This window comes from Pseudomonas sp. 10-1B, assembly GCF_000935045.1.
GTDB lineage: Bacteria > Pseudomonadota > Gammaproteobacteria > Pseudomonadales > Pseudomonadaceae > Aquipseudomonas.
On record NZ_JYKS01000053.1, the window covers coordinates 1 to 14,350 of the forward strand.

Sequence of the window (14,350 nt, forward strand, 5' to 3'; positions counted from 1 at the left end):
GATTCGCCAGCGTGCCCGCATTCGTCCGATTGCCAGCCCCGAGGGAGCTTGCTGCGTGGAGCGCTTGATGGAGCCCTACCCGTCGATGCTGGAACGGCAACTGGCACGGATGCACGAGCGCAGGGCCTGACAGGCCTGCACGACACCTGTGGGAGATCACCCAGCCCTACGGGCTGCGCTGTCGCGGAGAGAACTCAATTCGTAAGCGCGACGCGGCCTGTGTGGGAGCGGGCGTGCCCGCGAAGAATCCAACGCGGTGGCTGGCACCGGCTACGCCGGTGTTCGCGGGCGCGCCCGCTCCCACAAGGACCCTGCTAAATCAATAAGTTATGTGTTGTTCTATGAGAGCGGCCTTGCGTCGCGATAGGGCCGCAGCGCGGCCCCAGGGTTTAGCGATATTGCACAAATTGCTGGGGCTGCTACGCAGCCCTATCGCGACACAAGGCCGCTCCCACAAAGTCCGCGTCAACCGCAGATACGAAAAAGCCCGCAACGATGCGGGCTTTTTCGTATCTGGCACTTCGATCAGAACCGATAGACTTCCATATCGGTACGGATCGGCGAAGCCATCGGGATCTTGGATTTCTCCGGTCCCTTCTTCACCTGTACCGGCGCGGGCTTTTTCGGCTGCTCTTCGGCAAGCGCCGGCTGATTGGCCAGCGGCTTGACCGCGGTGCTCAGCTGTTCGGCCAGCTTCTGCAGCAATTGGCCCTGAGCCTGCACCTGCGATGCCTCGCTGCCCTCGTGCTGCTGCTCGAGGTGAACGATGCGGTTGTCACGCACATGGCCACGGCGGTCCAGCAGGCGCCACTGGGCATCCAGGATTGCCGGCTGGTTCTTGCCCGAGTCCAGGCGGGTGATCGACAGCAGCACTTGCACATCCGGGCTGAAACCGGCGGTCGCCGGCGCCAGCACCACGCGCTGGCTGTCCAGGCGCCAGGCAAGCTGGCGCACCAGCAGCTGGTCGATATCCGACGAAAGGCTGCCAGCCCAACGACCGTCGGTCGCCGCGCTCAGGCTGCCATCGGCCTGACGTTGCAGGAACGTCTCGCGTTGCAGGTAGTCGGCCACCGATACCGGGCCGAGCACCACGGCCATGCCCGCGCTCTGCGAAGGCTGGCCAGGATCACCGCTGTCGAGCTGGTACAGGGCAACCGGCTGGTGCATGGAGCACCCGCCAAGGCCCAGCAGGCCAGTCATCAACAGCGCAAATGGAAGGCGCAGAAATTTCATCATCCCATCCAGGCGGTCGCCAGCAGGCACACCGCAGTGATACATGTAGATTCAAACGGGCACACGGCCACGCCGGCACCGCAAGGGCCATATCATCCGCGAAATAACCGCCCGACTCCAGCATTTCTGCCCGGAACGGCGCTGAAATTGCCGTTCCAGACATTTCAAGCGGTTACGCCGGCCCTTCCACCTGCAACCCATCGACCCGCTGGAAGCCGCGTGGCAGCTTGCTGCCGCGCCGTCCGCGCTCGCCCTTGTAATGTTCCAGGTCGTCCGCTTTCAGCGACAGGGTACGCTTGCCAGCTTGCAATACAAGGGTCGCGCCTTCGGCGATCACCGCAATATCGGTGACAAATTCTTCGCGGCTGGCCACCCGATCGCCGGGCACGCCAATGATCTTGTTGCCCTTTCCTTTGCCCAGCTGAGGCAAGTCACTGACCTTGAACACCAGCAGGCGGCCTTCGGTAGTGACCGCCGCCAGCCAGTCTTGCTCGCGACTGGCCACCGGGCGCGGGGTCATGACCTTGGCCCCGTTGGGCAGGCTAAGCAAACCCTTGCCGGCCTTGTTCTTGGCTTGCAGGTCTTCACCCTTGACCACGAAACCGTAGCCGGCGTCCGACGCTACCACATACAGCGCGTCGTCTTCCGGCAACAGCACGCATTCGAAGGTAGCCCCCGGCGGCGGGGTCAGGCGACCGGTCAACGGCTCGCCCTGGCCTCGCGCCGAGGGCAGGCTGTGGGCGGCCAGCGAGTAACTGCGGCCAGTGGAGTCGATAAGCACGGCAAACTGGTTGGAGCGCCCGGCGGCGGCGGCCTTGAAGCCATCGCCGGCCTTGTAGGACAGGCCTGTGGCGTCGATCTCATGGCCCTTGGCGCAACGCACCCAGCCCTTTTCCGAGAGCACCACGGTAACCGGCTCGGTCGGCATCAGTTCGTTTTCCGACAGGGCCTTGGCTTCGGCGCGCTCGACGATCGGCGAGCGGCGGTCATCGCCATAGGTTTCGGCATCCTTGATCAGTTCGCTGCGCACCAGCTTGCGCAACTTCGCCTCGCTGCCCAGCAGGGCCAGCAGCTTGGCTTGTTCCTTGAGCAGTTCGTCCTGCTCGCCGCGGATCTTCATCTCTTCCAGGCGCGCCAGCTGCCGCAGGCGGGTCTCGAGGATGTAGTCGGCCTGGATCTCGGTCAGGTCGAAGCGGGCGATCAGGGCTTGCTTGGGATGCTCCTCGGTACGAATGATGTGGATCACTTCATCCAGGTTGAGGAATGCGGTGAGCAAGCCCTCCAACAGGTGCAGGCGCTTCTCTACCTTGTCCAGGCGGTGCTGCAGGCGGCGGCGAACGGTATTGGTGCGGAACTCCAGCCACTCCAGCAGTATCGCCCGCAGGTTTTTCAACTGCGGCCGCCCATCGAGGCCGATGATGTTGACGTTGACCCGATAGCTGCTTTCCAGGTCGGTGGTGGCGAACAGGTGCTGCATCAGCTCGTCGGCGTCCACACGATTGGAGCGTGGAATGATGACGATGCGGCAGGGGTTCTCGTGGTCCGATTCGTCGCGCAGGTCGGCGACCATTGGCAGCTTCTTGGCCTGCATCTGCGCGGCGATCTGCTCCAGCACCTTGGCTCCGGAGACCTGGTGCGGCAGCGCGGTGACGACGATGTCGCCATCTTCGACACGGTACACGGCGCGCATGCGGATAGAACCGCGGCCGCTTTCGTACATTTTGAGGATTTCGGCCCGCGGCGTGACGATTTCAGCCTCGGTCGGGTAATCCGGCCCCTGGATATGCTCGCACAGCTGCTCGATGCTGGCCTTGGGCTCGTCGAGCAGGCGCACGCAGGCGCTGGCCACTTCGCGCAGGTTGTGCGGCGGCACGTCGGTGGCCATGCCCACCGCGATACCGGTGGTGCCGTTGAGCAGGATGTTGGGCAGGCGCGCCGGCAGCACGGCCGGCTCCTGCAAGGTGCCGTCGAAGTTGGGCACCCAGTCCACGGTGCCTTGGCCGACTTCGCTGAGCAGCACTTCGGCGTAGCGCGACAGCCGCGCCTCGGTGTAGCGCATGGCGGCGAACGACTTCGGATCGTCCGGCGCACCCCAGTTACCCTGGCCGTCGACCAGGGTGTAGCGATAGCTGAACGGCTGCGCCATCAGCACCATGGCCTCGTAGCAGGCCGAGTCGCCGTGGGGGTGGAACTTGCCGAGCACGTCACCGACGGTACGCGCCGACTTCTTGTGCTTGGCATCGGCATCGAGCCCCAACTCGCTCATGGCGTAGACGATGCGGCGCTGCACCGGCTTCAGGCCATCGCCGATGTGCGGCAGGGCGCGGTCCATGATCACGTACATGGAGTAGTTGAGGTAGGCCTGTTCGGTGAAGTCAGCCAGCGAGCGGCGTTCGACGCCGTCCAGGCTGAGTTCCAGTGAGTCGCTCATGCGGGCCTCGTCATTTCAGGTTCTGGCGCAGCAGCATGGTGCCGCCGCGCTGGGTAAATTCAAGTTGTTTCAGGGCACTCATGCCCAGCAATACGGTTTGCCCGTCCAGGCCTGGCACCACGATGGCGCGCACGTCCTGCAGGTGGATATCGCCCAGTTGCAGGCTGGCCAGACGCGTGCGGTAGCCTTCGGTACGGCCGTTGGCGGTGCTGAGCAGCACCGGGCTACCCCGCCGTAGGCCCAGGTCGCTGGCCAGCGCCTCGGGGATCGCCACGTCGGTGGCACCGGTATCGAGCATGAAATGCACGACCTGGCCGTTGATCGCGCCATCCAGCACGAAGTGGCCCTGGCCGTTGCCCAGCAGGCGCACCTCGATAAAACCGTCGCCATGCGACGACTGCACCTGGGCATTGGGGTTGCGCTGGCTGTCTTCCCACTGGCCAAAGAAGCGCGTGGCGAGGAACAACGCCGCCGCCCAGGCGACGATCATCAGTACCTTGCCGGCACGCTTGCCCGGTGCCTGGCTCACGGCTTGGCGCTCCAGCCGCCCTGCGGCGCGTCGAAGCGCCAGACGATCGGGCGCGCCTCGCCATCGGCGCGGGCGCCGTTGTTGTTGTCCAGGCCGATCCAGGCACCCTTGGCATCGATCACCAAGGCCTCGGCCAGGCCGAACGGTTGCGCGTAGCGGCGTGACTCGACCAGGGCGTCGGCCGCGAACGACCAGCAGCGCTCGACCTTGCCACTGTCGGCGTCACGCCGGCAGATCCGGTAGGCGTTGCGCTCCAGGGTGAACAGCTTGCCTTCGAACCAGGCCAGGTCGGAGAAGTCGCGCGACAGCGCCCGAGCCTCGGGCATCTGCGGCGGTTGCATCTCGACCCCGGCTTCGCTCAGCAACACGCAGCTGCGCCCGCAGGTCCACACCGATTGCTGCCGCTCGATGGCCACCAGGCCGCGGCGCTCGCGCTCGGCGGCCAGCCACAGGCGGTCGCCCGCCGGGTTGATCGCCAGGCCCTCGAACAAGGCATTGAAGTTCAGCAGCATGCCGCTGGCCCGGGCTTGACGCACCATCGCCGGGTCGATCTTCAACCAGTCCGGCTCGCCTTCGAGCGGTAGCTGCAGCACGGCAGCATGGGCCTCGCTGGCCAGGTACAGGTTGCCCGCCTGGTCACAGGTGATGCCTTCGAAATCCAGCTCGCCACCGCGGATATGCGATACCGCCCAGTTGCGCGCCTTCAGGCCCCACGGCAGGCCGCTTTCCGGTACCGGCGGCGGGGTGAAGGTGAGCGGTTGCGCGCGCCAGGTCGGGTTTTGCTGGTCGAACCGGTAGATGCGGTCGTCGTCGCGGTCGGACACGCCCCACAGCCCGCCCCGGCACGCCACCATGCCAGACAGGTTGCCAGCACGCATGCCGTCGATCGGGTGCTCGGCACTCAGCTTCAACTCCGGCCAGTTGCCCGCCAGGCTCGGCAAGGCAACCAGCGCCAGGCAGGCGGCCAGAAACCGCCGAATCAAACCATGACCTCGGCCAGGTTGCCCTTGGTTTCCAGCCAGCTCTTGCGATCACCGGCGCGTTTCTTGGCCAGCAGCTTGTCCATCAGCTCGCAGGTGGCCTGCACGTCGTCCAGGGTCAGCTGCACCAGGCGCCGGGTGTTCGGGTCCATGGTGGTTTCGCGCAGCTGTGGCGGGTTCATTTCGCCCAGGCCCTTGAAGCGGGTGACCTGCGGCTTGCCGCGCTTCTTCTCGGCCACCAGGCGATCGAGGATGCCGTCACGTTCGGCTTCATCGAGTGCGTAGTAGATTTCCTTGCCCAGGTCGATGCGGTACAGCGGCGGCATGGCCACATATACATGCCCGGCCTCGACCAGCGCCCGGAAGTGCTGGACGAACAGCGCGCACAGCAGCGTGGCGATGTGCAGGCCGTCGGAGTCGGCGTCGGCGAGGATGCAGATCTTGCCGTAGCGCAATTGCGCCAGGTCGGTGGCACCCGGGTCGACGCCAATGGCCACGGCGATGTTATGCACCTCCTGGCTGGCCAGGACTTCGCCACCGTCCACCTCCCAGGTGTTGAGAATCTTGCCGCGCAGCGGCAGGATCGCCTGGAACTCCTTGTCGCGGGCCTGCTTGGCCGAGCCACCGGCCGAGTCACCCTCGACCAGGAACAGTTCGGCGCGCATCGGGTCCTGGCCGGCGCAATCGGCCAGCTTGCCGGGCAGCGCCGGGCCTTGGGTGATGCGCTTGCGTTCGACCTTCTTGCTGGCCTTCAGACGCCGGCCGGCGTTGCTGATGGCCAACTCTGCCAGTTGCATGCCCAGCTCGGGGTGGGCGTTGAGCCACAGGCTGAAGGCGTCCTTGACCACGCCGGAGACGAAGGCAGCCGCCTCGCGCGACGACAGGCGCTCTTTGGTCTGCCCGGAGAACTGCGGGTCCTGCATCTTCATCGACAGCACGAAGGTGATGCGTTCCCAGACGTCTTCCGGCGCCAGCTTCACCCCGCGCGGCAGCAGGTTGCGGAACTCGCAGAACTCGCGCATGGCATCCAGCAGGCCTTGGCGCAGGCCGTTGACGTGGGTGCCGCCCTGGGCGGTGGGGATCAGGTTGACGTAGCTTTCCTGGATGCTGTCGCCGCCCTCGGGCAGCCACAGCAGGGCCCAGTCGACCGCCTCCTTGTTACCGGCCAGGCTGCCGCAGAACGGCTCGTCGGGCAGGCGCAGGAACTCGTTGACCGAGTCGACCAGGTAGGAGCGCAGGCCGTCCTCGTAGTGCCATTCGACCTTTTCGCCGCTGGCCTTGTCCTCGAAGCTGACCAACAGGCCCGGGCACAGCACGGCCTTGGCCTTGAGCACATGCTTGAGGCGGCTGATGGAAAACTTTGGCGAATCGAAGTACTTGGGGTCGGGGCTGAAATACACGCTGGTGCCGGTGTTGCGCTTGCCAACCGAGCCGACCACTTCCAGCTCGCTGGCCTTGAAACCATCGGCGAAAGTCATCTGGTATTCGTTGCCGTCACGCTTGACGCGCACGCGCACCTGGGTCGACAGGGCGTTGACCACCGAAATGCCCACACCGTGCAGGCCACCGGAGAACTGGTAGTTCTTGTTGGAGAACTTGCCGCCAGCGTGCAGCTTGGTGAGGATCAGTTCGACCCCGGACACGCCCTCTTCCGGGTGGATGTCCACCGGCATGCCGCGGCCATCATCGCTGACTTCCAGGGAGTGGTCGGCATGGAGGATGACCTGCACCGAACGGGCGTGACCGGCCAGGGCTTCGTCGACACTGTTGTCGATGACTTCCTGGGCCAGGTGGTTGGGGCGGCTGGTATCGGTGTACATGCCTGGCCGCTTGCGGACCGGGTCAAGGCCCGAGAGGACTTCGATGGCGTCTGCGTTATAGGCGCTAGCGCTGGGATTGGCCATGGGGTCTCGTCGTCAGTCTGGTGAATGCAAAAAAGTCAAAATACAGAAAAATCGAGCGCCGCATACTGCCCACGGGCAATGCCGGCAAAGGCCAGCAGTGCCGGCAGGCGCTCGGCGAAGCCCTGGAAGCTGTGGTCGCCACCGGCCTGGATGCGCAGGGCACATGCACGGTAATAGCGCTCGGCGTGGCGATAGTCCAGGGTTTCATCGGCAGTCTGCAACCACACTTGATAGCGGCTGGCGTCCACCGGGGGCGGTACTTCCAGTTCGGCCAGGGCCTGCACGTGATCGTGGGTCAGCTCCCAGGTTTCACCGCTGTAGTGGTTGCGCTGGGTGCCCAGGTAGCCGTCGAAATGCTTGTGCGGCGTTACCGCCGGGTTCACCAGCAGGGCCTTGAGGCCATGGCGCTCGGCCAGATGGGTGGCATAGTAGCCGCCGAGCGAACTGCCCACCAGCAAGGGCGCGCCGAGTTCGGCGATGGCGCTTTCGAGCTGGGCGATGGCCTGGCGTGGGTGATGGTGCAAGGCGGGCACACGCAGCTGGGCCGACATGCCCAGTTGTTGCATCACGGCCTCGAGTTGGCGCGCCTTGGTCGAAAGCGGCGAGCTGTTGAAGCCATGGATATAGAGGATGGAACCCGACATGCTGCCCCCGGAATCTGCGGCTTCGCGCCCGGTGATGCGGACGCAGGGACGCGCAGTGTAACGCGTTCGCCGGGTTTTGACGCAGTGTCACGGGTTTCGCAACAATTTCTTCAAGAAAGCCGGGGCTGCTGCGCAGCCCCTGATTCTTCAATACCCCGGGCTATCGAAGTCGAGCTTAACTTCGAAATCCAGCGCCCGCTCCACCCCGGTCTCCAGCCGCCCATCGGCATGCAGGCGCAACCAACGATAACCTGGCTGCTCCTCGCTGACCTTGAAGTCCTCGCTGCGTGCCGCGAACTGGATGCAGGTCGATGGCGTGGCCAGCAGGCGCCGGCCGCCGCGCATTTCATCCCATTCCTGGTGCACATGCCCCCACAGCAAGGCCCGCACCTGTGGATAACCCTCGACGATAGCGAACAGGGCCTGGGCATTGCGCAAGCCAATCGGCGCAATCCAGGCGCAGCCGATGTCCACCGGCTGATGGTGGACGCATACCAGGCAATGCCGCTCGCCCGCCTCTTTCAAGGCTGCCTCCAGCAATGCCAGTTGCTCATCCGCCAGCAAACCGTGCGTCGCGCCAGGCACGGCGGTGTTGAGCATGACGACACGCCAGGCGCCGATATCGGTTACCGCTTGCACCAGCTCCGGGGCCACTTGCGCCATGACCTGGGCCTCGTCATGGTTGCCCGGCAACCAGCGGCTGGGCACAGCGAACGGCGCAGTCAGCTCACGGAACGCTTCATAGGAGGCCACGCTGGCGTCCTGGGACAGATCCCCGGTGCACAACAGCAGGTCGACAAGCGGCTGCTGCCGGCGCGCCTGGGCCACCACATGCTGCAGGCTATCGCGGGTGTTGAGCCCCAGCATGGTACCCGCCGGATCGGCGAACAGGTGGGCATCGGTCAATTGCACTACATGGACAGGGCGAGTCGAGTCTAGTTGCGGCAACGGCCGTCTCCTTTCAGCGAACGCTTGCCAGTTCGTGGCCACAGGCCAGGCAGTGGCTCAGCCATTCACCCAGGAACAGGTTGAGCTGGGCCTTTTCGTCCGGCTGGTGCATGGCCGCATTGGGATAGGGGTAGATGCTGCGCAGGCGCCGGGCATGTTCGGCACTGACCACTTCGGCCATGCGCGCATCGTGGTACACCTGAACCTCCATGTGCGGTACCGGCAACCATGGCAGGCTATGCTCCTGGCGCACGTGCAGGGTGGTGGTGTACGGGCAGGCCAGCACCACGTCGAGCACCAGCACGCCGAGCATCTGGTCGCCCTGGGTCATGCCGATGCGGCGCGAGCTCTGGGTGGTGCGCATATCGGGCAACAGCCGCATCAGCCGGGCGTAGTTGGCCTCGCAGGCTGCCTGCAGCCCGACCAGGTCGACTCGATAGCGCTCGCGCAGCAGGTTCACTTCCACATACCTCGTACTTCATCACGGTTCAGCGCCAGCCATTGCAGGCCGATGATGGTCGCCGCGTTGCAGATGCGCCCGTCGCGCACCGCCTGCAAGGCATCCTCGAACGACCACACGCGCACGCGAATATCCTCGCCCTCTTCTTCCAGCCCATGCAGTCCGCCCGCGCCCTCGCTGCTGCAACGACCGAGGAACAGGTGGACGTATTCGTCACTGCCGCCGGGCGACGGGAAGTAACGGGTCATCGGCCACAGGGCGCTGAAGGCCAGGCCGGCTTCTTCCTCGGCTTCGCGATGGGCGACTTCCTCGGGCTGCTCGTCCTTGTCGATCAACCCGGCAACCATTTCGATCAGCCAGGGGTTGTCGGCCTTGCTCAGGGCGCCCACGCGGAACTGCTCGATCAGCACCACTTCATCGCGCTGCGGGTCGTAGGGCAGCACACACACGGCATCGTGGCGCACGAACAGTTCGCGGCTGATCTCGCGGCCCATGCCGCCGGCGAACAGTTCATGGCGCAAACGAAGCTTGTCGAGCTTGTAAAAACCCTGGAAGCAATTGGCCCGCTCGATGATATCGAAGCTCTTGGGCACTGAATTCAACGCGTCTGACATGGCAACCCTCATTACCTCGAATACCGCATCGCGCCATCCTACTCTGCACGCCTGCCGGTTTCATCCCTTTCCGGCAACCGTTCGCGCACTCGGGACAGCACGTTCTCTCTCTGTTAGCTTAGTGGCGAACTGAAGGCCGCGCCGACGGTCAAAGGCCGACTTCTCCCTGTTCTGCAAGGACCAACATGACACTTGTCAAACTGACTTCCGTGGCTGTGCTGGCATTGGCCCTGAGCGCCTGCCAGAGCCTGTTCACGCCCAACTACCGGGCGCCGCTCGAGGTCAAGCGCGATGCCTGGGAGCACGTGAAGCCAGGCTGTAGCGAAAGCGACTGCCCGCTGGTGAACATCGACACTGTCCACTTCCCGGCGCTGCCCAAGCTCGACAGCATCGTCGAAAAGCGCCTGCTGCAGTTGACCGAAGACAACCAGCACGGCAACGCACCGACCACCCTGCAAGCCTATGAGCAGCAATACCTGGCCAGCGCCGACAAGCGCAACAGCAGCTACCTGCAGGCCAAGGTACGCGAGCAGCATGACGGGTTGGTGATCATCGAATTGTCCAGCTACCTGGACAGCGGCGGCGCCCACGGCATGCCCGGGCGCGGCTTCATCAACTATTCGCGCAAGCTGGACAAGGTACTGACCCTGCAGGACATGCTGCTACCCGGCCAGGAAGACACCTTCTGGAAAACCGTCGAGGAGTCGCACCGCGCCTGGTTGATGAGCGTGGGGATGGACAAGGACGCCGAGTTCGTCAAGACCTGGCCGTTCAAGAAGTCGCCGCACGTCGCCCTGACGTACGGCGCGATGGTGGTCAAGTACGAGGTCTATGCCATCGCGCCCTACTCCATGGGCCACGTGGAATTGAAGATCCCCTACCCACGCCTGAACGGCGTGCTCAAGCCTGAACTGTTTCCCGGCCGCGGCTGAGGCTCAGCAACCCGTGCAGTAGCCCTGCCAGCAGCAATGCCGGCAGGGTCGCCCCCAGGTCCGGCGCCTGTGTGGCGATCACATGGTACGCCGCCACGCCCACCACCCAGGCCAGCAGCGCCTGCCAGTGCAAGCCACCTACCTGCGCCGGCAGGCGACGGCGACGGATCACGTAGTGGTCCATCAGCACCACGCCGAACAGCGGGGCGAACACCGAACCGATCAGCAGCAGGAAGTTTTCGTACTGTGCCAGCGGCGCCAGCAGGGCGATCAGGGTGCACAGCACACCGATGGCCAGCGCCAGGTGTTCGACCTTCACGCGCACCAGCACGCCGGTGGAAACGGCTGCCGAGTGGATGTCGGCGAAAGCCTTTTCCGACTCGTCCAGCAAAATCAGCAGCAGCGGGATACCCATGCCGGCGCCCGCCAGGGCCAGCAGCAGGGCATTGACCTCGCCATTGGCGGCGAAGGCCAGGGTGTAAGCCACGCCCAGGCTCATCAACCAGGTGTTGCCGATGAAGTAGCCCACTACCGTACCGCCGAATACATGCTTGCCGTTGCGGGCGAAACGCGAGTAGTCGGCGATCAGCGGCAGCCAGGACAATGGCATGGCAATGACGATGTCGAAGCCCACCGCCAGCGACATCGAACCATCCCCGGCGCGGTTCCACAGCGCAGCCAGGTCGGCCTTGGCGAACAGGTTCCAGGTCAGCCACAGGCATGCCCCCAGCAGCAACCAGATACCCCAGGCGCGCAGCACCTTGCGCACGAACGCCAGCGGCCCACTAACCGCCAGCAAGGTGGCCAGGGCACCGAAGCACAGGGTCCAGAGCATCGGGCTGTTCCAGGCACTGTCTGCGCCGAACGCCCGCGCACCCAGCAGGCTGGCGGCATCGCGCATGACGATGATCTCGAACGCGCCCCAACCCACCAGTTGCAGCAGGTTGAGCAGTGCCGGCAAGCGGGTGCCGTGGCTGCCCAGGCTGAGTTTCAGGGTACCCATGGCGGAAAGGCCGGTATCGCTGCCGATGACACCGGCGGCGCCCAGCAACAGCACGCCTACACCAGTACCCAGGGCGATGGCCAATACCGCGCCGGCAAGGCCAAGGCCAGGCGCCAGCATGGCACCGACCTGCAGCACCATCAGGCCGATGCCGAGGGAGAACCACAACGAGAACAGGTCACGGGCGCCGAAGATGCGCTGGTGGGTGGGGACCGGGTGGTCGGGGGAGAATTGGCTGGGTGATGTCATGGTTGGCGCTCGCCGGCAATGTTGTTGGTGTTCCTGGCGAGGACTTCGTCCTCGTATCGCGACGCAAGGCCGCTCCCACAAAAACCGCGCCGGCATCGAGCCTTGCGCGGCCTCTGTGGGAGCGGCCTTGCGTCGCGAAAGGGCCGCAAAGCGGCCCCAGCGGTCTTAGACTTTGTGGTACAGCTGGCTGCCTTCCTGGCGGAACCGCTCGGCCTGCTCGCGCATGCCCTCTTCAACCGTCACGTCCACGGTTTCGATCTTGGCGGCGTATTCACGCACTTCCTGGGTGATCTTCATCGAGCAGAACTTCGGCCCGCACATCGAGCAGAAGTGCGCGACCTTGGCTGATTCCTTGGGCAGGGTCTCGTCGTGGAAGGCGCGGGCGGTGTCAGGGTCCAGGCCGAGGTTGAACTGGTCTTCCCAACGGAACTCGAAACGCGCCTTGGACAGGGCGTTGTCGCGAATCTGCGCGCCCGGGTGGCCTTTGGCAAGGTCGGCGGCATGCGCGGCGATCTTGTAGGTGATGATGCCGGTCTTGACGTCGTCCTTGTTCGGCAGGCCGAGGTGCTCCTTGGGCGTGACGTAGCAGAGCATGGCGCAACCGAACCAGCCGATCATCGCAGCACCAATGCCCGAGGTGATGTGGTCGTAGCCAGGGGCAATATCGGTAGTCAGCGGGCCGAGGGTGTAGAACGGCGCCTCGTCGCAGCACTCCAGCTGCTTGTCCATGTTCTCCTTGATCAACTGCATCGGCACGTGCCCAGGGCCTTCGATCATGCACTGCACGTCGTGCTTCCAGGCGATCTTGGTCAGCTCGCCGAGGGTTTCCAGCTCACCGAACTGCGCGGCATCGTTGGCGTCGGCAATCGAGCCGGGGCGCAGGCCATCGCCCAGCGAGAAGCTGACGTCGTAGGCCTTCATGATTTCGCAGATTTCGTCGAAGTGGGTGTACAGGAAGTTTTCCTTGTGGTGTGCCAGGCACCACTTGGCCATGATCGAGCCGCCACGGCTGACGATACCGGTAACGCGCTTGGCGGTCAGCGGCACATAGCGCAGCAGCACACCGGCGTGGATGGTGAAGTAGTCCACGCCCTGCTCGGCCTGCTCGATCAGGGTGTCGCGGAACAGCTCCCAGGTCAGGTCTTCGGCCACGCCGCCTACCTTCTCCAGGGCCTGGTAGATCGGCACGGTACCGATCGGCACCGGCGAGTTGCGGATGATCCACTCGCGGGTTTCGTGGATGTGCTTGCCGGTGGACAGGTCCATGACCGTGTCCGAACCCCAGCGGATGCCCCAGGTCAGCTTGGCCACTTCTTCCTCGATCGAGGAACCCAGGGCGCTGTTGCCAATGTTGCCGTTGATCTTCACCAGGAAGTTGCGGCCGATGATCATCGGCTCCACTTCCGGGTGGTTGATGTTGGCCGGGATGATCGCGCGGCCACGGGCGATTTCCTGGCGGACGAACTCTGGGGTGATCTCTTTCGGGATATTGGCACCGAAGCTGTGGCCGGCGTGCTGCTCGTTGAGCAGGCCAGCGGCGCGGGCCTCTTGCAGCTTCATGTTCTCGCGGATGGCCACGTATTCCATCTCGGCGGTGATGATGCCCTGGCGGGCATAGTGCATCTGCGAGACGTTGGCGCCCGCCTTGGCACGGCGCGGGTTACGCACGTGGGCGAAACGCAGCTTGGCCAGGTCGGCATCGTTCAGGCGCTGCTGGCCAAAGTCGGAGCTCAGGCCATCCAGGCGCTCGGTGTCACCGCGGGCGTCGATCCATGCCGAACGCACATCGGCCAGGCCCTTGCGCACGTCGATGATCACGTTGGGGTCGGTGTACGGGCCGGAAGTGTCGTAGACCAGTACCGGCGCGTTGCTTTCGCCACCAAAATCGGTCGGGGTGTCATCCAGGCTGATTTCGCGCATGGGCACGCGAATGTCTGGGCGCGAGCCTTCGACATAAACCTTGCGCGAGCGCGGGAACGGTTGCACGGACTGCTGATCGACTTGTGCCGATTCGCTGAGGTTGATCGCTTTTTCTTGTTTGGTCATCACAGGCTCTCCAGACGGCTTCCTAGCAGTGGAATGTCGGGGCGAACCTGAAAAGCGCGGACGCACCCATCGATGGGTGCAGTGCCGGATATGGGGTGCCTGAAGCTGCATGCAGCTGTGACATTCCCGGACCTGGCACAAGAGGCTCCCCGGGAAGGCGAGCAATCTTGTTCCCTACGCAGGCGCTAACCTGATCAGGTTCAACGGGATCCGCACCTCTGCGATCTCAGCCTTTGCTTCAAGGCACCCCGACAAGAACATGCGCAGTCTAGACTGGAGTGGTCGGCAAAGCCAAGCGGGTAAATGCGCGGATGATGAAAGGCACACCGGGCGATTGTTGCCGGTTGCGCATGGCACTACACTGGCCCATCGCTCGA

The 14,350-nt window shown here is 64.5% G+C and carries 13 protein-coding genes and 1 riboswitch; of the genes, 2 read left to right on the top strand and 11 right to left on the bottom strand.

Features of this window, described 5'->3' with window-relative positions:
* Nucleotides 1–130, top strand: a 130-nt coding sequence (locus TZ03_RS31630; RefSeq protein WP_236692892.1) for a hypothetical protein, incomplete at its 5' end; no start/stop codon positions are given.
* 395 nt (nucleotides 131–525) lie between these two features.
* On the opposite strand, the gene TZ03_RS23990 is transcribed toward TZ03_RS31630, so the two are convergent.
* From TZ03_RS23990 to TZ03_RS24030, 9 genes are all read right to left on the bottom strand, one after another.
* Entirely contained in the window at nucleotides 526–1,233 is a 708-nt protein-coding gene (locus tag TZ03_RS23990; protein WP_051100857.1) for a membrane integrity-associated transporter subunit PqiC, read from the bottom strand.
* Between the two features lie 172 nt (nucleotides 1,234–1,405).
* On the bottom strand, nucleotides 1,406–3,664 hold the full coding sequence (parC, locus tag TZ03_RS23995; protein ID WP_051100837.1) for a DNA topoisomerase IV subunit A: 2,259 nt from the start codon (nucleotides 3,662–3,664) through the stop codon (nucleotides 1,406–1,408).
* A gap of 10 nt (nucleotides 3,665–3,674) precedes the next feature.
* Entirely contained in the window at nucleotides 3,675–4,193 is a 519-nt protein-coding gene (locus TZ03_RS24000; RefSeq protein WP_051100838.1) for a TIGR02281 family clan AA aspartic protease, read from the bottom strand.
* Complete coding sequence (locus tag TZ03_RS24005) at nucleotides 4,190–5,176, bottom strand: esterase-like activity of phytase family protein (protein ID WP_051100839.1); 987 nt, start codon at nucleotides 5,174–5,176, stop codon at nucleotides 4,190–4,192. The genes TZ03_RS24000 and TZ03_RS24005 overlap by 4 nt, the downstream gene beginning before the upstream one ends.
* On the bottom strand, nucleotides 5,173–7,077 hold the full coding sequence (parE, locus tag TZ03_RS24010) for a DNA topoisomerase IV subunit B (RefSeq protein ID WP_051100840.1): 1,905 nt from the start codon (nucleotides 7,075–7,077) through the stop codon (nucleotides 5,173–5,175). The genes TZ03_RS24005 and parE overlap by 4 nt, the downstream gene beginning before the upstream one ends.
* A gap of 35 nt (nucleotides 7,078–7,112) precedes the next feature.
* A complete protein-coding gene (locus tag TZ03_RS24015) occupies nucleotides 7,113–7,721 on the bottom strand; it encodes a YqiA/YcfP family alpha/beta fold hydrolase (protein WP_051100841.1) in 609 nt (202 codons plus the stop codon).
* A 147-nt stretch (nucleotides 7,722–7,868) separates the two neighbouring features.
* Nucleotides 7,869–8,669 carry a 3',5'-cyclic-AMP phosphodiesterase gene (cpdA, locus tag TZ03_RS24020; protein ID WP_051100842.1) on the bottom strand — a complete coding sequence of 267 codons (801 nt, stop codon included), beginning with the start codon at nucleotides 8,667–8,669 and terminating at the stop codon, nucleotides 7,869–7,871.
* 13 nt (nucleotides 8,670–8,682) lie between these two features.
* Nucleotides 8,683–9,135, bottom strand: coding sequence for a DUF1249 domain-containing protein (locus TZ03_RS24025; protein WP_051100843.1), 453 nt, complete (start codon nucleotides 9,133–9,135; stop codon nucleotides 8,683–8,685).
* A complete protein-coding gene (locus tag TZ03_RS24030; RefSeq protein ID WP_051100844.1) occupies nucleotides 9,126–9,743 on the bottom strand; it encodes an NUDIX domain-containing protein in 618 nt (205 codons plus the stop codon). Before TZ03_RS24030 ends, TZ03_RS24025 begins: the two co-directional genes overlap by 10 nt.
* 185 nt (nucleotides 9,744–9,928) lie before the next feature.
* Between TZ03_RS24030 and TZ03_RS24035 the strand changes: the two genes are divergently transcribed.
* The gene (locus TZ03_RS24035) at nucleotides 9,929–10,675 is read left to right on the top strand and encodes an RsiV family protein (RefSeq protein ID WP_051100845.1); all 747 of its coding nucleotides are present in this window, start codon (nucleotides 9,929–9,931) and stop codon (nucleotides 10,673–10,675) included.
* Here TZ03_RS24035 and cytX read toward each other — a convergent pair.
* Nucleotides 10,644–11,927, bottom strand: a complete 1,284-nt coding sequence (cytX, locus tag TZ03_RS24040) for a putative hydroxymethylpyrimidine transporter CytX (RefSeq protein ID WP_051100846.1) — start codon at nucleotides 11,925–11,927, stop codon at nucleotides 10,644–10,646. The two genes, TZ03_RS24035 and cytX, sit on opposite strands and share 32 nt — an antisense overlap.
* A gap of 165 nt (nucleotides 11,928–12,092) precedes the next feature.
* A complete protein-coding gene (thiC, locus tag TZ03_RS24045) occupies nucleotides 12,093–13,973 on the bottom strand; it encodes a phosphomethylpyrimidine synthase ThiC (RefSeq protein ID WP_051100847.1) in 1,881 nt (626 codons plus the stop codon).
* Nucleotides 13,974–14,127: 154 nt separating this feature from the next.
* Nucleotides 14,128–14,234, bottom strand: a riboswitch (TPP riboswitch).
* Nucleotides 14,235–14,350 lie beyond the last annotated feature (116 nt).

What these genes read in the sequence shown, in the direction of transcription:
- TZ03_RS23990 (WP_051100857.1), bottom strand. Translation starts at nt 1,233, where the DNA reads ATGAAATTTCTGCGCCTTCCATTTGCGCTGTTGATGACTGGCCTGCTG.
- parC (WP_051100837.1), bottom strand. Translation starts at nt 3,664, where the DNA reads ATGAGCGACTCACTGGAACTCAGCCTGGACGGCGTCGAACGCCGCTCG.
- parE (WP_051100840.1), bottom strand. Translation starts at nt 7,077, where the DNA reads ATGGCCAATCCCAGCGCTAGCGCCTATAACGCAGACGCCATCGAAGTC.
- TZ03_RS24015 (WP_051100841.1), bottom strand. Translation starts at nt 7,721, where the DNA reads ATGTCGGGTTCCATCCTCTATATCCATGGCTTCAACAGCTCGCCGCTT.
- TZ03_RS24030 (WP_051100844.1), bottom strand. Translation starts at nt 9,743, where the DNA reads ATGTCAGACGCGTTGAATTCAGTGCCCAAGAGCTTCGATATCATCGAG.
- TZ03_RS24035 (WP_051100845.1), top strand. Translation starts at nt 9,929, where the DNA reads ATGACACTTGTCAAACTGACTTCCGTGGCTGTGCTGGCATTGGCCCTG.
- cytX (WP_051100846.1), bottom strand. Translation starts at nt 11,927, where the DNA reads ATGACATCACCCAGCCAATTCTCCCCCGACCACCCGGTCCCCACCCAC.
- thiC (WP_051100847.1), bottom strand. Translation starts at nt 13,973, where the DNA reads ATGACCAAACAAGAAAAAGCGATCAACCTCAGCGAATCGGCACAAGTC.